Origin of the sequence: Bacillus sp. TH17, assembly GCF_016651125.1 — a bacterium.
GTDB lineage: Bacteria > Bacillota > Bacilli > Bacillales > Bacillaceae_G > Bacillus_A > Bacillus_A mycoides.
In genome coordinates this window covers 316509-336774 of the sequence record NZ_JAEKEN010000001.1, presented here as the reverse complement: position 1 = coordinate 336774, position 20266 = coordinate 316509, and the positions used below count along the sequence as shown (strand labels likewise).

At 35.4% G+C, this 20266-nt stretch carries 14 protein-coding genes and 1 pseudogene; 7 read left to right on the top strand and 8 right to left on the bottom strand.

Going from position 1 to position 20266, the window contains the following annotated elements; translation table 11 throughout:
• The first annotated feature begins 92 nt into the window (after nucleotides 1-92).
• The 3 genes and pseudogenes from gerKA (at nucleotide 93) to gerKC (ending at nucleotide 3786) form a co-directional block, all read left to right on the top strand.
• Nucleotides 93-1594: pseudogene (gerKA, locus tag JFT95_RS01535) on the top strand (spore germination protein GerKA).
• A complete protein-coding gene (locus JFT95_RS01530) occupies nucleotides 1575-2681 on the top strand; it encodes a GerAB/ArcD/ProY family transporter (protein WP_000185782.1) in 1107 nt (368 codons plus the stop codon). The pseudogene gerKA and the gene JFT95_RS01530 overlap by 20 nt, the downstream one beginning before the upstream one ends.
• Nucleotides 2662-3786: a spore germination protein GerKC gene (gene gerKC, locus JFT95_RS01525; RefSeq protein WP_201051212.1), complete on the top strand. Its 1125-nt coding sequence runs from the start codon at nucleotides 2662-2664 to the stop codon at nucleotides 3784-3786. The genes JFT95_RS01530 and gerKC overlap by 20 nt, the downstream gene beginning before the upstream one ends.
• 31 nt (nucleotides 3787-3817) lie before the next feature.
• Here the strand turns inward: gerKC and treC are convergent, their stop codons facing one another.
• The 3 genes from treC to treR all read right to left on the bottom strand — a co-directional run bounded on the left by treC (nucleotide 3818) and on the right by treR (nucleotide 7926).
• Nucleotides 3818-5479 (bottom strand): alpha,alpha-phosphotrehalase, encoded by a 1662-nt coding sequence (gene treC / locus JFT95_RS01520; RefSeq protein ID WP_201051209.1) that lies wholly within the window; start codon nucleotides 5477-5479, stop codon nucleotides 3818-3820.
• Nucleotides 5480-5492: 13 nt separating this feature from the next.
• Entirely contained in the window at nucleotides 5493-6920 is a 1428-nt protein-coding gene (treP, locus tag JFT95_RS01515) for a PTS system trehalose-specific EIIBC component (protein ID WP_088294037.1), read from the bottom strand.
• Nucleotides 6921-7215: 295 nt separating this feature from the next.
• The gene (gene treR / locus JFT95_RS01510) at nucleotides 7216-7926 is read right to left on the bottom strand and encodes a trehalose operon repressor (RefSeq protein WP_201051208.1); all 711 of its coding nucleotides are present in this window, start codon (nucleotides 7924-7926) and stop codon (nucleotides 7216-7218) included.
• Between the two features lie 438 nt (nucleotides 7927-8364).
• Here treR and JFT95_RS01505 point away from each other — a divergent pair, with 438 nt between their 5' ends.
• Complete coding sequence (locus JFT95_RS01505; RefSeq protein ID WP_002010500.1) at nucleotides 8365-9762, top strand: amino acid permease; 1398 nt, start codon at nucleotides 8365-8367, stop codon at nucleotides 9760-9762.
• 31 nt (nucleotides 9763-9793) lie between these two features.
• On the opposite strand, the gene JFT95_RS01500 is transcribed toward JFT95_RS01505, so the two are convergent.
• Nucleotides 9794-11497, bottom strand: a complete 1704-nt coding sequence (locus tag JFT95_RS01500) for a putative bifunctional diguanylate cyclase/phosphodiesterase (RefSeq protein ID WP_201051207.1) — start codon at nucleotides 11495-11497, stop codon at nucleotides 9794-9796.
• A gap of 818 nt (nucleotides 11498-12315) precedes the next feature.
• Nucleotides 12316-12624 (bottom strand): hypothetical protein, encoded by a 309-nt coding sequence (locus JFT95_RS01495; protein WP_016101834.1) that lies wholly within the window; start codon nucleotides 12622-12624, stop codon nucleotides 12316-12318.
• 380 nt (nucleotides 12625-13004) lie between these two features.
• On the opposite strand from JFT95_RS01495, the gene JFT95_RS01490 reads away from it, so the two are divergent.
• The 3 genes from JFT95_RS01490 (at nucleotide 13005) to JFT95_RS01480 (ending at nucleotide 17442) form a co-directional block, all read left to right on the top strand.
• Nucleotides 13005-14534, top strand: coding sequence for a cardiolipin synthase (locus tag JFT95_RS01490; protein ID WP_201051206.1), 1530 nt, complete (start codon nucleotides 13005-13007; stop codon nucleotides 14532-14534).
• 127 nt (nucleotides 14535-14661) lie between these two features.
• The gene (locus JFT95_RS01485; protein WP_000892986.1) at nucleotides 14662-15555 is read left to right on the top strand and encodes an ATP-binding protein; all 894 of its coding nucleotides are present in this window, start codon (nucleotides 14662-14664) and stop codon (nucleotides 15553-15555) included.
• Between the two features lie 3 nt (nucleotides 15556-15558).
• Nucleotides 15559-17442 (top strand): vWA domain-containing protein, encoded by a 1884-nt coding sequence (locus tag JFT95_RS01480; RefSeq protein WP_063218720.1) that lies wholly within the window; start codon nucleotides 15559-15561, stop codon nucleotides 17440-17442.
• Nucleotides 17443-17480: 38 nt separating this feature from the next.
• On the opposite strand, the gene JFT95_RS01475 is transcribed toward JFT95_RS01480, so the two are convergent.
• Genes JFT95_RS01475 through JFT95_RS01465 form a run of 3 tightly spaced genes read right to left on the bottom strand, consistent with a single transcriptional unit; the run spans nucleotide 17481 to nucleotide 20164 of the window.
• Nucleotides 17481-17903, bottom strand: coding sequence for an NUDIX hydrolase (locus tag JFT95_RS01475; protein ID WP_063218721.1), 423 nt, complete (start codon nucleotides 17901-17903; stop codon nucleotides 17481-17483).
• Nucleotides 17904-17963: 60 nt separating this feature from the next.
• The gene (locus JFT95_RS01470; protein ID WP_088294029.1) at nucleotides 17964-18929 is read right to left on the bottom strand and encodes an L-threonine 3-dehydrogenase; all 966 of its coding nucleotides are present in this window, start codon (nucleotides 18927-18929) and stop codon (nucleotides 17964-17966) included.
• A gap of 44 nt (nucleotides 18930-18973) precedes the next feature.
• Nucleotides 18974-20164, bottom strand: a complete 1191-nt coding sequence (locus JFT95_RS01465; protein WP_000095918.1) for a glycine C-acetyltransferase — start codon at nucleotides 20162-20164, stop codon at nucleotides 18974-18976.
• Nucleotides 20165-20266 lie beyond the last annotated feature (102 nt).

Below are 20266 nucleotides of genomic sequence, written 5' to 3'. Positions count from 1 at the left end.
TCAAGCTACTTTTTTCAAATAATCCAAGCATAATTTTCTCACAAACAACAAAAATTAACAGAAACAATTTCAATGTAAAGGAGATGGAAATTATGGCCGAACAGAAAAATTCACAACAAGATAATAAAAAAAGCATATGTTTCCATCAATTCCAGAAAATATTAATTACATTGAAAATAAGCTCTGTCATTCAGATGATATAAAAAAATTAGATGTCCCTTTCCAAAATGGAAAAGGAACAATTATATATATCGAATCTTTAGCAGACCCAAATTTAATTCATCAATTAGCTCTTGAACCATTATTAACTCGATCGGATCTGTCTTTAGATAAAGCTTTTGCCACATTAAATATGAAAAAAGAAACAAATTTAAATTATGGTGTGCAGCTTTTATTACAAGGTAAATCTTTATATTTTCATGAACACGTCGACAGTTTTTGTATTTTCGAAACAGCTCTATCTTTAAAGAGAGATATAACAGAACCTGATAATGAAGGGATTGTCCGTGGACCGCATACTGGTTTAGTAGAAGATTTAGCAACCAATTTAGCTTCTATTCGTAAACTCATAAAAAGTCCACATGTCGTCGTTAAATATTTCACACTCGGTGAAGAAATGCATACGAAAGTGGCAATTGCTTATATGCAAAACATAGCTAATGACGATCTAGTTACAGAAGTAAAAAGAAGGTTAGAAACGATTAAGACAGATGCACTTATGCCTCCAGGATATATACAAGAATTTATAGAGGATACGTCTTTCTCACCCTTTCCGCAACAATTAAATACAGAGCGTCCAGATAGAGTCGCAGCAAATTTAATGGAAGGACGAGTTGCTATTTTATCTGATGGAGATCCAACTGCACTTATCGTTCCTGTTACGTTATTTGCTTTCTATCAATCACCAGATGATTATAATAACCGCTGGATTGTCGGTTCTTTCATCCGAATGATTCGCTTAGTCAGTTTCTTGATTGCCTTTCTCTTGCCCGCTATATATATCGCAACAGTTGCTTTTCATCCTGATGTGTTGCCGCTCGAACTTGTTTATACGATTAAAGCTTCATTAGAAAAAGTGCCACTTCCTCCTATTTTTGAAGCTCTCTTAATGGAATTAATCTTTGAATTATTACGGGAAGCTGGTATTCGCTTGCCAAGCCGAGTTGGACAAACAATCGGTATTGTAGGTGGTTTAGTAATTGGTGATGCAATTGTAAAAGCCGGTCTCGTTTCTTATACAATGATTATCGTTGTAGCTTTAACTGCAATCTCATCTTTTCTTGTTCCATCAAATGATATGAGTTCCGCAGTTCGGATTCTTCGTTTTCCGTTAATGCTCCTTGCTGCCATATTCGGCTATGTAGGAATATCATTCGGTCTCATTATAACTTTCGTTCATTTATGCCAGTTACATTCATTTCATACCCCCTATCTTTCTCCTGTTGCTCCGATGCGGATAAAAGATATGAAAGACTCTTTTGTACGACTACCAATTTGGTCGTTTTGGGAACGACCACATGATTCAAAACCGAAAAAAATGCAACGACAACATGTAACGAGAGAGGATGAGAACGGTGACAAACACGCAAAGTAAAATTTCACTTGTTCAATTTACCTTTTTCGTTATTCAATGCCAAATCGGAGTTGGTATACTTTCTCTACCAAACCGTCTTCACCCAATAGCGAAAGGTGGCGGATGGATTTCTGCTCTCATCGCTGGTCTTGCAATTCAACTTATTATTTTACTTATGTGGCTTTTCTTAAAACGATTTCCTGATGCAGATATGTATGAAAGTGTTTGTATGCTATTTGGGAATAAGTTTGGAAAACTATTAGGTTTTGCTTATGTTTTTTATTTTACCCTTATCGGTATGACGGTTATGTTAAATGCTTGTAATGTCATTAAAGTTTGGATATTACAAGCAACTCCTTGGTATGCCACCCTCATGCTATTTACAATAGCTTGTTGTTACATAGCTTATAATACGTTCAAAGTCATCGTACGGTTTTACGTCATGGCTTCTATTCTCATTTTACCAATGGCTCTTTTAATTGCCCTAGGGCTTACACGAGCTGATTTTTCTTACATTTTTCCAATTACAGAAGCCGGATGGTGGAATATTATTCAAGCATCAAAAGAAACCATTACAGCTATGTATGGTTTTGAGATTATTCTTATCGCTTTCCCAAAAGTAAACGGGAGTTCTGTGGCAAAACTGAAAGCAATTTCTATCGCTAATGGATTTGTAACTCTTTTTTATACTTTTACTGTTTGGATTTGCTTTATCGTATTTAGTCCAAAACAAGTTGAACTTATTCCAGAGCCAGTTGCTTACTTATTGCGTTCTCTGCATATTGGGATTATAGACCGAACCGATTTACTATTCATCCCAATATGGATGATAACTGTTGTAGCTTCTATTGCTAGTTATTACTGTGCTGCTTCTATAGGAATTGGACATATCTTCAATCTGGCTAATCATAAAAAGGCTGTTCCAATCGTTGGTATTATTGCTTTTAGTGTAGCCCTATTTATAGATACACCTGAAGAATTAAAAGTAATTGCAACTTTTACTGATAAGTTCACGTATATTTTCATAGTTGTCCTCCCTCTTTTATTTCTACTTTATTCAGTAATAAGGAATAAGAAAGGAGAACAGTATGTTCCAAAAAAGAGTTAAATTACTTTTTATATTATGTACTAGTGCATTCCTTTCTGGCTGTTGGGATCAAGAACCATTAAGAGAAGCGAGATTAGCTTATAGCATTGGATATGATATTACGGAAGAAAATAAACTTCAGCAAACGCTTGAACTCGTAAAAAGTTCAAGCGGAGAGCAATCTTCATTCGAGAATGAAATACATTCAGCAAACGGGCATAACATAAGGGATACAAGCGATGCCCTAAAAAAAAATGTGACTGGGAATATTCGCTATTTTAAATATGGTGTTCAATTACTAGGAACCAAAATTCTAAAAAAAGGTATACTCCCCTATTTAGATGTCAGCTTTCGGGACCCAACAAACCCAACTGCTTTAGTAAAACTTATTGCAGTAGATGGTGAAACATCCGAGATACTAGAAAAAAAGAAGGTAGGAAATTTACTAATTGGAGATTTTCTAAAGAAAAAAGTGAAAAGCTTAGAAGATATGAGTGTATTTCCAAAAGAAACTTTAGAAACAGCTGCTACAAAAATGTTAGATCCCGGTAAAGACTTTACCCTCCCTTCTATAAAAATAAAAGGAAAAGAAGTAATTACAAACGGGTTAGCTTTATTTAACAACGATAAATTAACTGGGCATTTACCTTTGAAACAATCCGTTCTATTCGTGTTATTAACCGGAAAAATGGGAACAAGTGCCCGTATAACCCAAAAACTTACTAGCGATGAATCAGAGAAGACATCTGATTATTTAACAATGGAAGTGAGCAATCGGAAACTAAAAAGAGACTTGAATATAACGACTGACACAAAAGGAAATGTTTACGCTCATCTAAAACTAAAGCTACAAGTAATCGCTCTTGAAGCACCGAGAGATAATCTTTATAAAATGGGAGAAAGAAAAAAACTAAACAAAGAATTATCTAAGCAGCTCACAAAAGAAGCAAAACAAATAACGAAAAAGCTACAAAAAGCAAATTGTGACGCTTTCGGTATAGGTAGAAATCTTATCGCTTATCATCCAGAGTTATGGAAGAAAAAGAATTGGAATAAAGATTATGCAAAGGTAAAATTTAAACCGGAAGTAGAAGTAAAGATTTTATATAGTGGCGTCTTAAAATAAAAAGGTTGGACGCCCGCCGGCATCCAACCTTTTATTTCATATAACGATATACAATTGACTCATACGGTCTTAAGTTAAGATTGGTAATATCTTTACTTGAATCTTTGTAATTTGATAATAATACTTCTTGTTTCATACCATCTAATTGAACATGAACTGGTACAGAATACGTTATTTCTTCTCCATAGAAGTTATTTATAACAAGTAATACTTCATTATTTACAGTACGTGTATACGCCCAAATGCTAGGATGATTTCCATCTAAAATAGCATATTTCCCTTCTGTAAGGACATCGTATTTTTTTCTAAGTTCAATTAGCTTTTTATAATGATAAAATACAGATTCTCTATCTTCTAATGCCTTCTCTACGTTTATTTCTTTAAAATTTTCAGCCACAGAAATCCAAGGTGTACTTGTTGTAAAACCACTGTTCACCTCTTCATTCCACTGCATCGGAGTACGGGAATTGTCACGAGATTTTTGTTTTAAAATCCCGATAATCTCTTTTTTTGATAATCCTTCTTCTAGCTTTATATCATATATATTTAACGATTCTACATCACGATATTGCTCGATGGACTCGAATTTAGGATTCGTCATACCGATTTCTTCACCTTGGTAAATGTAAGGCGTTCCTTGCAACATATGCATAGCTGTCGCTAACATTTTCGCAGATTCATTTCGGTACTTCTCATCATCACCAAACCGTGAAACGATACGAGGCTGGTCATGATTACACCAGAATAACGCATTCCATCCTCCGCCCTTTTGCATTTCAATTTGCCAATTAGACATAATTTCTTTTAATTTAATGAAATCAAAATCAGCTTTCGTCCACTTATCACCATTCGGATAATCTACTTTTAAATGATGGAAACTAAACGTCATGCTTAGTTCATTGCGCTCAGGATTCGAATATTTAATACAATTATCAATTGTCGTAGATGACATTTCTCCAACTGTAATTACATCTTTCCCTTCAAAAACATTTTGGCTCATCTCTTGTAAATATTCATGGACGCGTGGACCATCTGTGTAATATTTACGCCCATCACTTGTAGCAGTGGTGCCTTCATCACTTAAAAATCTTTGATCTTTTGAAATTAAGTTAATAACATCAAGGCGGAATCCTTTTACACCTTTCTCCAACCAAAAGCGCATCATATCGTACACTTCTTCACGAAGCTTTTCATTTTCCCAGTTTAAATCAGCTTGCGTCTCATCAAATAGATGTAAAAAATATTGCCCTGTTTTCTCATCATATTTCCAAGCAGATCCTCCAAATTTAGACTGCCAATTATTCTTTTCATCACGCCAAATATAATAATTTCGATACGGACTATTCTTATCTTCTTTTGCTTCTTTAAACCACTTATGCTCCGTTGAACTATGATTTACAACGATATCAAGCATGATTTCAATGTCACGTACTTTCGCTTCTTTTAAAAGCTCTTCAAACTCTTCCATCGTCCCGTAAGATGGATCAATGCTGTAATAATCACTTACATCGTATCCATTGTCATTTTGTGGTGATCCGTATATCGGTGTTAACCAAATATAATCCACTCCAAGTTCCTTTAAATAATCTAATTTCTCTGTAACTCCCTTTATATCACCGGTTTCTTTATTATAGTAACTATTAAAGCTCTTCGGATAAATTTGATAGACTACACTTTTATGCCAATCTTTCATGCTTAATTTCCTCCTACTTCTGTTTTACTCGTTTCGCAAATAACCATGTTAATGTAAATGGAATTACTACTGCGATTATCATCCCTACAATAAACATTGGAATCGATTTCGGAATGATAGAAATAAATGCTGGCAATCCGCCAATTCCGATTGCTGGTGCTAATACACCATTTAATGTAATAAATATCGCTGCTATAGCAGACCCAATAATCGCTGCATAGAACGGGAATTTATTTCTTAAATTCACACCGAACATCGCTGGCTCTGTAATACCGAAGTACGCTGAGATTGCTGATGTTGATGCCATACTTTTATCATTTTGATTTTTAGAAATCCAGAACATCGCTAGTGCCGCACTACCTTGTGCAATGTTAGAAAGAGCAATCATCGGCCAAATAAATGTACCGCCGTGCTGTGCAATTAGCTGTAAATCAATTGCAATAAACATATGATGCATTCCTGTAATTACGAGCGGTGCATATAATGCTCCAAATAATACTGCTCCAACTACTGGTACCGTTTCATATACGCCAACTAATCCAGCCGTTAATAAATCGCCAATATGACGTGTAACTGGACCGATAATTCCTAACGCTAACACACCCGTTACAACGATTGTTGTAATTGGTACAACTAATAATTGAATTGCGTTTGGCACATGTTTCTTTAAGAAGATTTCAACTTTACTTAATACGAATGCTGCTACTAAAATGGGTAAAATTTGACCTTGATACCCTACCTTTTCAATTTGGAATAGCCCTAAAATATCGAAGTACTCAATCTTTTGTCCCTCTAAACCAGTCGCTGCTTTTCCATAATCCCACGCGTTTAATAAGGCCGGATGCACAAGCATTAATCCCATAACAATCCCTAGTATTGGACTACCACCAAAGCGCTTCGTTGCTGACCAACCAACAAGTGCCGGTAAGAATACGAATGCTGTATTGGCCATCATATTAATTAAATCCCAAAGCCCACCTAAGTTCGGATATACTTCTAATAAATTTTTCCCATCAAAAAATAAGTCCTTTGCCCCTAACAGGTTATTAATCCCCATTAGTAAACCTGCCGTAATAATTGCTGGCAAAATCGGCATAAATACATCTGAAAATACTTTTACAAACTTTTGAACTGGATTTAATTTTTTATCCCCTGAACCTTTTACGTCAGCTACTGTCGATTCTTCCATACCTGCAAGCGTTATCAATTCAGCGTATACTCGATCGACATCACCTGGACCAATTACAATTTGAAATACCCCAGCGTTATGAAACGCTCCCTTTACTAATGAAACAGACTGTAATTTATCATTATCTATTTTATTTTCATCTTTTAAAGCGATACGTAGCCTCGTTACACAGTGCGCAGCTTGTTCAATATTGTCTTTCCCACCAATATACTGCAACACTTCTTTTGCTGTTTTACGATAGTCTTTCCCCATATTCCCGTCCCTCTTTTCTTTTTTTGATACCGTTTACACTTACATATTAACTCGTATATATAAGTTAGTCAACACTCATATATATAAGTTGGTGATTTTTTTATAAAGTGAAACTTTAATCAGTGGGGGTTTTGTTCATCCCCCACTGATTATTAGCCTTCACCAATCGGGCGTTTACAGGCAGTTGATCTCCCACCTAACTTCTTTGCTCCAGCTGAATTTTGAGGTGGGAGTTTTACTGCCCACAAATAGCGGGATAAATAAAGAGATGGAACGATTATTTCGCTCCATCTCTTTATTTTCTTCGCGCCACATCCGAAAAGTGAAAAATATCTAAACGGTGACGTGATTCCGTATATTCGAACTGACTCCCATCGTATAAATAAGTAAAGTTTTTTACAACGACAACATAGTCTGTTCCATTTAAATCCAAATACTTTCGGTCATCCTCTGTACATGGTTGCACTTCAATTACCCGCTGTGAATAGCTAATATGTAGCCCTAATTCTTTCTCAATATATTTATAAATCGATGCAGTTGCAATTTCTCTCGTTAATCCTGGAATATATTCCGATACAAAATGGTTTATATCTAAAATCACTTTTTCTCCATCAATATTTCGTACACGTTTAATATGATTTATTTCCGTTTTTTCTTTCACGTTTAATAACTTTGCTACATCTTGTGTCGCTTTCATTTTCTCTATTTCCACGACTTCTGTAATACAATGACGTCCTAGACGTTCATTTTCTTCTTGGAAACTTACAATACCACCAAAGTTAAATTCAATGTTTTTGCGCTTTAATACAAAAACACCTTTTCCGTGTATTTTTTGAACATGTCCACGCTCTTGCAATAAATCTACAGCTTTTCTTACAGTACCCCTACTTGCCTCATACTGCTTCATTAATTCCGTTTCTGATGGGATTTTACATCCTTCTTTTAATTGTTTATTATCAATAGACTTGCTGATTTCTGTATAAATTTGTTCATACTTACTCATCATCTACAATAGCCCCTTGTCACCTTCTAGTTCTATATGTATTATACCACGCTATACTCTTCTGCCAATCTCTCACTTATTTTCCAGTACAAGAAAACTATAGGTAAATATTTGGTCTCTAAAACGTATTTTTATAAATTTTTCTTTTCATTCAAAAAAACATGTAGTATACTAACTTCAAAATCAGAGGAGAAAGGGAGCAAAGAACTATGCTTACTTATACAACTGTAGTTACATTTGCACAAAAACATCATCATCATACTTAACCCTTGAAACCTAGCGGAAAAATTACGCGTAGGTACAAGGGTTATTCCCGTTGTACCTACGCTTTGGCAAAGAGCCATGTAGGTATTTTTTATCTACATGGCTCTTTTTTTATTGCCAAAAATGCTAGTAAAAAATGATGTTTAAGCAAAACTTACTACAAAGGAGTTAACAAAAATGGAAACGAAAAAATGGGGATTATGGATTTTAACAGCTTTTGTTATCGGGAATATGGTTGGCGGTGGCGTATTTATGCTCCCAGCAAATTTAGCACACGTATCAGGTCCAATGGGATCTACACTGGCATGGAGTATTACAGGACTTGGTGTATTTATGATTGCACTCGTATTTGGAAATTTAGCAATTCGTAAACCAGAATTAAAAGCAGGACCACAAAGTTACGCCCAAGCAATGTTTACTTCTCAAAAGACAGGTAAAGTTGCAGGATATAGTATGGCTTGGGGATACTGGGCTGCTAACTGGGCTGCTACAGCATCTGTAATTATTTCCTTTGCAGGATATTTATCAACATTCTTCCCAGTTTTACAAAGTAAGCAAATTCTCTTTTCAACAAACGGATTTTCATTAGAACTTGGAAAAGCTTTAACCTTCATAGTATGTAGTATGATGCTATGGGGAATTCAATATATTCTTTCTCAAAATATTGATAGAGCCGGAAATATGAACCTTCTTGCAACAATCGCAAAAATCATCGGATTTACAATGTTTATTGTAATCACATTATTCATTTTCAATGCCTCTAATTTCGGGGACGGTCAAACATTTATGAATGAAGCTGGACAACCTATTTCGTTGGGTGGACAAATAAATTCCGCTGCTATTGCAACACTTTGGGCGTTTATCGGTATTGAGTCAGCAGTTATGCTCTCTAACCGTGCAAAATCTCAGCACGATGTTAAGAAAGCTACGATTTTCGGATTAATCATCGCTCTTCTTATTTACATGGCAATTACTCTACTAACAATGGGCGCTCTTCCACAAGACGCTTTAAAAGAGTCTCAAAAACCATTAGTAGATGCATTAAATTTAGCAATTGGTACTAAAGGTGCTTATATAATGGCCTTACTTGCACTCGTATCTTTATTCGGCTCTACTGTAGGATGGATCGTTGTTAGCTCAGAAGTACCTTACCAGGCTGCTAAAAATGGACTTTTCCCTAAGTTTTTCAGTAAAACAAATAAAAAAGGTAGTCCTTCAAAATCATTATTTATTACAAATGTGATGACGCAAATTTTCTTATTCTCAACGATTTCTGGTACTGTTTCAGAAGCATATAATTTCGCTATTGTTGTAGCGACATTAGCATATTTAATCCCGTACCTTGTTTCTACCTTGTATCAGTTAAAATTAGTTATTACGGGGGAAACGTATGATATAATGCCGGGATCTCGAATAAAAGATGGAATCATTACTGCATTAGCATTTTTATATTCCATATGGGTTATTAAAACGGGAACTGCTGATTTAAAAACATTCTTCTTAGGCATTGGTTTGTTTGTATTAGGTCTTATTCTTTATCCAGTTTTAATGAAAGATTCACAAAAAAAACAATAAAAAAGAGAAGCTTTTCGCTTCTCTTTTTTTATTAAAAATCAGTTAATAACTTTTCTTTTAGTTCCCCTATATCTAACGGTTTCGCATAATAAAAACCTTGTACAAAGTCGCAACTCATTGATTTTAATAAACTTTCTTGTTCTACCGTTTCTACCCCTTCAGCAACCACTAATAAATTTAAACTATGGGCGATTTCAATAACCGATTTTACAATCGTTCGCTCTGGTTGTGCATGATCATAATGAAACTCACGAATAAAATTACGATCAATTTTCACAATATCAAGTGGTAGTTGTTTTAAATAATATAATGAGGAATACCCTGTTCCGAAATCGTCTAAAGCGATTAAAATTCCCATACTTCTTAATTCTTGTAATGTAGCAATAATATAATCAAAATGACGTACAGCTATACTTTCTGTTATTTCTAATATTAAACGATTTGGCGGAAACCCTGTTCGCTTCAATATACTACGAACAGATAAAATAAATCGCTTTTGCATCAATTGTTGTATTGATAAATTAACAGATAACTTCAGTCCCTCTTGATAATCTGGTAAAGTTTTAAACAGTCGACATGACTTTTCTAGTACCCAGTCTCCTAGTTTTATAATAAGTCCACACTCTTCAGCTACAGGGATAAATTCACTTGGTGAAATAGGACCTTCTTCTGTCCTACAGCGTACTAAAGCCTCAATACCAGTACATTTCTTTGTTTTCAAATCAATAATGGGTTGTAATGCCACTTTTAATTCTTCGTCACGAATCGCTTTTTGCAAAGCAAATTCTATTTTCATTCTACGGTTTATTTTCGCACGTAATTCATCTGTAAAGAAGCACGCCGCATTTCTTCCTTGCTCTTTCGCACTATACATGGCTAAATCCGAATTTTTTAATAACGTTTCAACGTCTTTTCCATCTTGCGGATAGGAACAAAGTCCTAGACTAGCTGAAATATATACTTCATGACCTTCAAGCATAAATGGCGCTTGAAAGCATGACAACACGGATGTCGCTAACTGCCTCATCTCATCATGTGTATGAGTTTTTGTTAACAGCACAAATTCGTCGCCACCAAGCCTAGCCAGAACATCTTTCTCTCCTAGCACATAATGCAACCGTGAAGCAACTTCGCTTAAAAGTAAATCTCCTATCATATGACCTAACGTATCATTCACTAATTTAAAACGATCTAAATCAAAGTAAATCATGCCAAACTCTATTTTCTCTGCAATCATCTTATTTACAGTCGTAATTAACTGTAAACGGTTCGGTAAACTTGTTAACGCATCATGATAAGCAAGTTCCCTATAACGACTTTCGCTTAATCGTAATCTTTGTTCTGCTTCTTTCCTACTACTTATATCATTTCGAATTGCAATAAATTGATAAGGTTCTCCCTTTTCATTTAAAAATGGAACAATTGTTGTTTTAACCCAATAATACGTACCATCTTTTGCTTGATTTCGAATTTCCCCTGTCCAGACTTTTCCACTCAAAATACGCTTCCATAGGATTTGAAAAAATGCTTTCGGATGATATCCGGAATTTAAAATACGGTGATCTTTTCCTATTAACTCTTCTCTTTTATATTTTGAGATTTTACAAAATTTATCATTCACATATGTAATAAGACCATTTCGGTCTGTAATAGCAACAATTGAAGACTCATCTAATGCTAATTTTAAATCTTGCAATGAAGAGTCATATAATGCATGACCTCTTTGTTCTAGCATGCGCACCTCTCCTTGCTTCCTATCTGACTAAAACACAACTCGTTTCTCTTCATAGAAATAGAGATATTTCATTTTCTAACAATACGCCTTTACATAAAATGAAACTTTAATCAGTGGGGGGGCCATCCCCCACTGATTATTAGCCTTCACCAATCGGGCTTTTATCTCCCACCTAACTTCCTCACATTCACCGAATTTTGAGGTGGGAGTCTTACTGCCCTTTAATGCGGGATAAATCACAATTTTTTTCTAAATAGGCCGATTAAAATAACATAATATTATTTATAAAAAAAGCAATATGGTGCTGTTTTAATTATAGTAGAAGCTTCTCATCTCTCTACTTATCTAAGCTTATTATACAGTATTCTCTTACATTCTTTGAATTTGTAAAGTGACAATTTCATCACTATTAGCCTCTGCTCCCTACTAATACGACCTCACACCTAACCTCTTTTATTTCATTAAATGTTAAGATGTAAATCTAACTGCCGATACATAATGAAATAGAGATTAATATACAAAATGCAACGATTCACGAATAATAATATAAAGTGAAACTTTAATCAGTGGGGGTTTTGTTCATCCCAACTGATCACCAATCGGGCTTTTACGGGTAGCAGGGCTTCCACCTAACTTCTTTGTTCCAGCTGAATTTTGAGGTGGGGGTTTTACTGCCCACAAATAGCGGGATAAAGCCAAAATTTGCATTTAACATATTGAATTATAATAATAAAATATTAACATATTTTCACCTTGTTTTTGGAAATATTTTATAAATAAATTATTAAACTAAAAAAGAGGATATCCTCTTTTTCAGTTTAATACTGATATGGTATTTGCTGATAACCCGGGTATGGCATTGGATATGGTGCTGGGTATGTTACTGGGTACGGTGCTGGATAGTAGCCTCCACCTGCCGCACCCGTTAATGCGCCAGCTGTAAGCCCACCTAACATGCCTCCAGCAAAACTTCCTGGGAAAAATCCTCCGCCCCACGAACCGCCACCCCAGCCCCATCCACCACCGTGATGATGATGATCATAATGATTGTGTCCTCCATGGTGATTATGCCCTCCCCCACCATGATGATTACGATAATATCCTCCGTGATTTAGCATATAGTTCATTTCTCTTCCTCTCCTTTTCAATTTCCCTACTTTAATATGTGTTGTATGAATAGTAAGGATACTGTTAATAATCCGTATAGTATGGATAGCAATATCCGCCATAACCAAACGCAGGACTAAGTAAAGCCCCTTCCAGGAAAGAATCCTCCTCCTAAAAATGGAGAATGTACAAATCCACCAAATGGAAGATCGTACATTTTATTCATCCCCTTTTCTATATAAAAATGTAATAATATACTGTATGTAGGACAAATGCGGAAAGCATGGGGAAAATGTCTATATTTTGTAAAAAAAACAAAACACTTTATAATAAGAATGTCAGATTACACCTTTTATATAAGAAGTCTATATTTAAGAAAGATTTGAGGAATTTTATAGAAATGAAGAAACCTATCGTTCAATTATTATTAATATTTACAATCGTATCTATCGTTCTTTTCCTATTAAATACATCGGTTATTTCTTTATATACGTTTGTTGGTGCTCTATGGTCCATCACAATCGTAGGAATTTCATTCGTTATTTTTATCGAAAATAGATCACCCCAAAGCACCTTAGCGTGGTTTTTAGTATTAGCACTTCTTCCTGTTGTAGGTGTCCTTTTATACTCTATTTTCGGGCGTAGCCGTTGGAGAAGAAAAAAACATCTTCATCGTTCAGAAGAACAAAGAAAGTTATTCCGCGAAATATTAGAAGGAAGACGACTAGAATTATCACTCACAGTCCCATTACATGAACGTTCTATACATTTAACAGAAGTCGTACAAAAATTCGGAGGCGGGCCTGCCGCAGATAGAACGACAACAAAACTTTTAACAAACGGTGATCAAACCTTTTCAGAAATTTTGAACGCAATCGAGAATGCAAAACATCACATACATATTCAATACTATATTTATAAATCTGATGAGATTGGTACAAAAGTACGAGATGCTTTAATACAAAAAGCAAAAGATGGTGTTATTGTACGCTTCCTTTATGATGGACTCGGAAGTAATACGTTAAGACGACGATTTTTACAACCTATGAAAAAAGCTGGAATTGAAATTGTCGAATTTGACCCTATTTTTTCAGCTTGGTTACTCGAGACAGTTAATTATCGTAATCACCGTAAAATCGTCATTGTAGATGGAGAAATTGGTTTTACCGGAGGGCTCAACGTCGGTGATGAATATCTTGGTCGCTCAAAAAAATTCCCTGTTTGGCGTGATAGTCATTTAAAAATAGAAGGAAAAGCATTGTATAAATTACAAGCCATCTTTCTAGAAGATTGGCTTTATGCGTCTAGTGGATTGAATACTTATTCTTGGGATCAATTTATGAATAGACACTACTTCCCAGGAAAAGAAATTAAGGATGCAGAAGGTGCGGTGCAAATTGTAGCAAGTGGACCAAGCTCAGATGATAAAAGTATTCGTAATACATTACTAGCTGTTATGGGCTCAGCCAAAAAATCTATTTGGATCGCTACACCATACTTTATTCCGGATCAAGAAACTTTAACATTATTACGCTTAAGTGCAATATCTGGCATAGATGTACGCATTTTATATCCTGGTAAGAGTGATAGTATTATTAGCGATCAAGCATCTCAATCCTATTTCACTCCACTTTTAAAAGCTGGTGCTTCTATTTACAGTTATAAAGATGGATTTATGCACGCAAAGATTGTACTCGTTGACGATAAAATTGCAACAATCGGAACAGCAAATATGGATGTACGTAGCTTTGAATTGAATTATGAAATTATTAGCGTACTATATGAATCAGAAACCGTTCATGATATTAAACGCGATTTTGAAGAAGACTTTAAACACTCCACTGAAATTAAATGGAACTCGTTCCAAAAAAGAAGTATCAAAAAACGAATATTAGAGTCCTTTATGCGACTCATTTCTCCTTTACTATAAGCAATCAATGTGATATTGATTGCTTTTTCTTTTATATTTCCCCCTTCTCCTTTTCTTTGCATACCATATTAAAACAAGTTATCATAAGATGTATTACTTTATGAAAATAATGTTAGGTGGGAAATACATGTTAGAACAATTTCATATACATTCTGATTTAAAACAGCAGCTTTCTACAATTCATGAAAAGAATAAACAAGAAGCTGGTGAAAATGCACATTTAATTGGCAAGAAAATATATAAAGCATCTGATAACAGCATTATTGAAGATGCCATTACAGCACTTTTACTTGGTAAAAACATTCTATTAAAAGGACCAACTGGTAGTGGTAAAACAGTACTAGCGGAAACTCTTTCTTCTTTATTCCAAAAACCAATGCATAGCATTAACTGTTCTGTCGACTTAGATGTAGAAGGTATTTTAGGATACAACACATTACAAACAAAAGACGGCGCATCTGAAGTTACGTTCGTTAACGGTCCTCTTATGAAGGCAATGAAAAACGGTCATTTCCTTTATATCGATGAAATCAATATGGCAAAACCTGAAACGTTACCACTTCTTCATGGTGCGTTAGATTACCGTAAAATGATTACAAACCCATTTACACAAGAAGTTGTATACGGTGATGACGAATATCGCGTAATTGCTGCGATTAACGAAGGTTATGTTGGGACAAGTGAACTAAACGAAGCGTTAAAAAACCGTTTCGTTATTATTGAAGTTCCTTACATTCAAGGTGATACATTAAAAGAACTATTACTATCTGAATCAAAATTAAATGATGTTGCAACAATTGAAAAGTTCGTTGCATTCGCAAGCGATCTTATGCCTTTAGCTCGTGATGGGCGCGTAAGTGAAGAAGCAGCTAGTATTCGTGGCATTATCGATGCATGTGATTTAGGTGTATATATTCCTGTTATGCGTGCAATTGAACGTAGTATTATCGCAAAATTAAACGATGAAACAGAACAAATGACTGTCCGTGAATTAGCAGAAAGTTATTTCTTTGAGGGATAATTCATGAGACAAATTTTTAGTGACAAAAAAATTGATGCGTCGCTGTTTCTACAAATGGAAAACTTAATGTATGCTCTTCTAAAAGAAGACGATGCCTATCTTGAGTATGGCTATAAAGCATACTACGACGAAATTGAAAAAAAGGTTGTCATTAGTCACTTTTGGGATGATCGAAAAGAAGAGGATACAGTAATCGGATTAAAAAGTGAAGTGTTCTTAAAGGCACTTGGTAATAAACATTACTCGGACATGACTTTAATTCGTTCTTATGCGATTGAGTTACAAGAATCGCCGCTAAAAAAGTTTTTAACACAATTATTTGTTCTATTAGAAGATTTACGTGTTGAGGAAATCGTCAAAAATTTACGTCCTGGCACAAAACATATTTTTAAACGCCGAAAAGAAATGTATCGCAATTACTTTGGCTCACAAAATGAAATAAATCGTGTTCGTAACTATCACGGTGATCGTCTATTTTGTCTATGCTATCTTTCATTAACGAGTGATAAATATGAAATGTTTAATAATGAATATTTCGAGCAAATTGAATCAATTTTGCATGAAACATTCCAAGCTCGTAATACGGAAGATATTATGTATATTGTTGAGAAAATTCGCTATCGTTTAGAAGGACTTCTGGAAAGTGATATGCTTAATAATTATTTCGGACATGCACCGCTTTATTTATCTGTGATTGCAGATGAGAAAGACAGTCGCGCTGAAAAATTAGCAAATGATGATACGCAGCTCCTAGATGACGATGATAACAAAAACAAAATGGATGAAAGCTTCTCGACATGGCACCGTGAAAATAAAAACAATGAAAACGAGAACTTTTTACGCTTTGATTTAGAAAGCGGAACAAAAACAAATATGATGGGTGATACTGCTCGTGAATCAGAAGATGGTGACCAAGCACTTGGTTCTGTACAAGGTACTTCCCAAAAAAGTACACAATCTAACTTTGATGGTACTGATACAGAGGAAGCAAGAGCGTCTCATGCTTCTAGCCAAAACGACGGTGCATACGGCAAGTATAATGTGGGAGCTTCTCATACATTTAAAGAAGCTCGCAAATCGAATCCTGATGAGAAAAAAGATTACCAAGCTATCAAATCAGTCGTTAATAAAGATGTAAAAGAATTAAAGAAAATTATCGAAAAAACAATTGAAAACAAAACGAATGCAAACAGTGATAAATATTACGGAAGGCTTCGTAAGAAATTCCTTCGTATTTATACTGAAAAGCAGCCGCGTATGTTTTATAAAAAAGGACAAGAATCACAAGAGCTCGACGTTGCATTCCAACTATTAGTGGACTGCTCTGGTTCTATGTATAACAAAATGGAAGAAACGAAGAAGAGTGTGGTCCTATTCCATGAAGCGTTGAAATCTTTAAAAATCCCGCACGCTATTAGTGGATTTTGGGAAGATGCTTCTAGTGCTAAACCTGAAGATAAACCGAACGTTATCCATGAAGTTGTTACGTATAAAAACTCAACGTTACCAAACGTCGGTCCAGAAATTATGCAACTTCGCGAAGAAGAAGATAACCGCGACGGGTATATTATTCGTATCGTTTCCGAAAAGCTTGCGAAAAGACCAGAAAAACATAAATTCTTACTTGTCTTTACAGACGGTGAACCTTCTGCACTAGACTATCAACAAGACGGAATTTTAGATACGCACGAAGCAGTCAAACTTGCTCGTAAAAGTGGTATGGAAGTAATCGGCATCTTTATCGAAGAAGGCGAAGCGAAAGAAGCGACTTATCAACTAATGAAAAACATTTATAACCATCACTTCTTAGTTGCAAATCATGCTGAAGATTTACGCCTGAAGATTAAACCATTGTTGAAGAAACTATTACTGAAGACGATTGAATAGAAAAACAGGAGCCACGAGGCTCCTGTTTTTTCGTTCACTCACTGTGTTTCTGGTTGAAATTTATATGGAATGGCTACTTCTAACAATGCTTCAAATCCCCCATCGTAGAATGGGAATCGTTCATTTGCGATTGTCCGATCCACCCACTCGATTGCGGAAATTTCTTCTTCATCTTCTGCACCAAGTTCACCTGTTACAACATTTGCTCGGAATGTAAAAAATAACGCATGATTCCCTGGTTCTTCAAAGAATTTTTCATTGATCGCAACAAGTCCACCTGCCGCAGCAGTTAAACCTGTCTCTTCTTTCACTTCTCTTACTAGTGCTTCCTCTAATATTTCACCTTTTTCAACAGCCCCGCCTGGCAATGACCAAACGTTTTGTTCTATATTATGTACCATTAATATTTTATCTTTTTCGCTATCGTGTATTAATGCATATACAACATCAACTCTTTGCATGTTGCTTTTCTCCCTTCCTAAAATAATTAAGAGCCAATTCCTAAGAATCGGCTCTTCCTATTAATTCATCACTAACTCAGCTGCGAGCTTTTTTTTTAACTTGGCTAACATATCAGTTGTCATTCTGTCTAAATCATATTCTGCCTTAAAGCCCCACTCTTTCATTGCTGCTGTTGCATCAATAGAGTTCGGCCAGCTATCAGCGATTGTTTGACGAGCTGGATCTACTGCGTAATCCATTGTAAAGTTCGGAATGTGTTTACGGATTGATGCTGCAATTTGCTCTGGTTCAAAACTCATTGCTGTAATGTTAAACGCATTTCTATGAACTAGTTTATTTGGATCAGCTTCCATTAATGAGATGATTGCCTGTAAAGCATCTGGCATATACATCATGTCCATGTATGTTCCTTCTGCAATGTATGAGGTGTATGTACCTTTTTTAATCGCCTCATAATAAATTTCAACTGCATAGTCAGTCGTTCCGCCTCCTGGAGGAGCTACGTAAGAAATTAAGCCTGGGAAACGTACACCGCGCGTATCAACGCCAAACTTTTGATGATAATAATCACATAGTAATTCTCCTGCTACTTTGTTTACCCCATACATCGTAGTAGGACGCTGAATTGTATCTTGTGGTGTATTATCTTTTGGCGTTGATGGACCAAATGCACCGATAGAACTTGGCGTGAAAAACTTACAGTTTAATTCACGTGCTGCTTCTAATGCATTTACAAGTCCGCCCATATTTAAATTCCAAGCAAATAACGGATTTTTTTCTGCAGTTGCTGAAAGTAAAGCCGCTAAATGAATAATTGTATCTACTTCATTACGCTTTGCAATATCATGTAATTTTTGTCCATCCGTTACATCTAACGTTTCAAATGGACCAGACGTTACTACTTCACTGTCTGTTTCACGAATATCTGTTGCAATAACATTTGATGCGCCGTATACATCACGAAGTTTCATTACTAGTTCAGAACCAATTTGCCCTAAAGAACCGGTTACTAGAATTTTTTTCATTTTTCCCACTCCCCATTTGCAAGCTATTCAAAAGATGTCGTTACTTAAATGATACCCATTTCTTTCCCTACTTTTTCATACTTACGAATTGCTTCATCTAGCATTTCTTTCGTATGAGCTGCTGTAGGCATATTACGAACGCGTCCCATTCCTTTTGCTACGGTTGGGAATACGATAGATTTTGCGTATACGCCTTCTTCATTTAGACGTTTACTAAATTCTTGTGTTAATACTTCATCACCAATAATACAAGGCGTAATTGGTGTCTCACTTTCTCCAATGTTAAAGCCAAGTTCTTTTAACCCTTGTTTTAAATAGCGACCATTTTCCCATAAACGATCGTGTAACTCTGTGCTTTCCATTAGAATTTCAATTGATCTCATACAAGCAGCTGCATCAGCTGGTGTTAAAGCTGTTGAGAATAAGAATGGACGTGAACGCACTTTTAACCAATCGATTAAGTTTTGTTTCCCAGCTACATATCCACCAATTACCCCAATTGCTTTTGATAATGTACCAATTTGGAAATCAACTTTATCAGAAAGGCCGAAATGTTTTACAGTACCTGCACCTTTGCCAAGTACACCTGAACCGTGTGCATCATCTACATATGTCATTAAATCCAGCTCTTCTGCAATTTCAACAATCTCTGGTAATTTTGCAATATCTCCATCCATTGAGAAAACACCGTCTGTAATAACCATTAATTTATTATAAAGACCTGATTCTTTTGCCTCGATTGCTTTTTTGCGTAAATCTTCCATATCAGAATGCTTATAAACGATGATTTTCGCTCTTGATAGACGACTACCATCAATAATAGATGCATGGTTTAATTCATCTGAAAGAATCGCATCATTTTTATCCATAACAGCTGAAATCGCTGCCATATTACAGTTAAATCCTGATTGATAAGCAATTGCTGCTTCTGTATGTTTAAACTTTGCAATTGTTTCTTCTAATTTAATATGCAAATCTAAAGTACCGTTAATTGTACGAACAGCTCCTGCTCCAACACCGTACTTATGAATTGCACCAATTGCTGCTTCTTGTAAGCGATTATCAGTCGCTAATCCAAGGTAGTTGTTTGAAGATAAGTTAATATATTCTTTTCCGCCAATTGTAATAATCGGTCCATTTGGACTTTCAAGCGGATCAATTACGTTATAAAGCCCCTTTGATTTTAAATCCTCTAAATTTTCTTCTAAAAAGTTTGCAAGTGTTTTACTAGACATCGTGAAGCCTCCCATCGTTCATGTAAGCGGATTATTATCTTAATAGTTCTAATAATCCCTCTACTAGCTTAACACGTTTTCAGAATTTATTATAGAAAAATA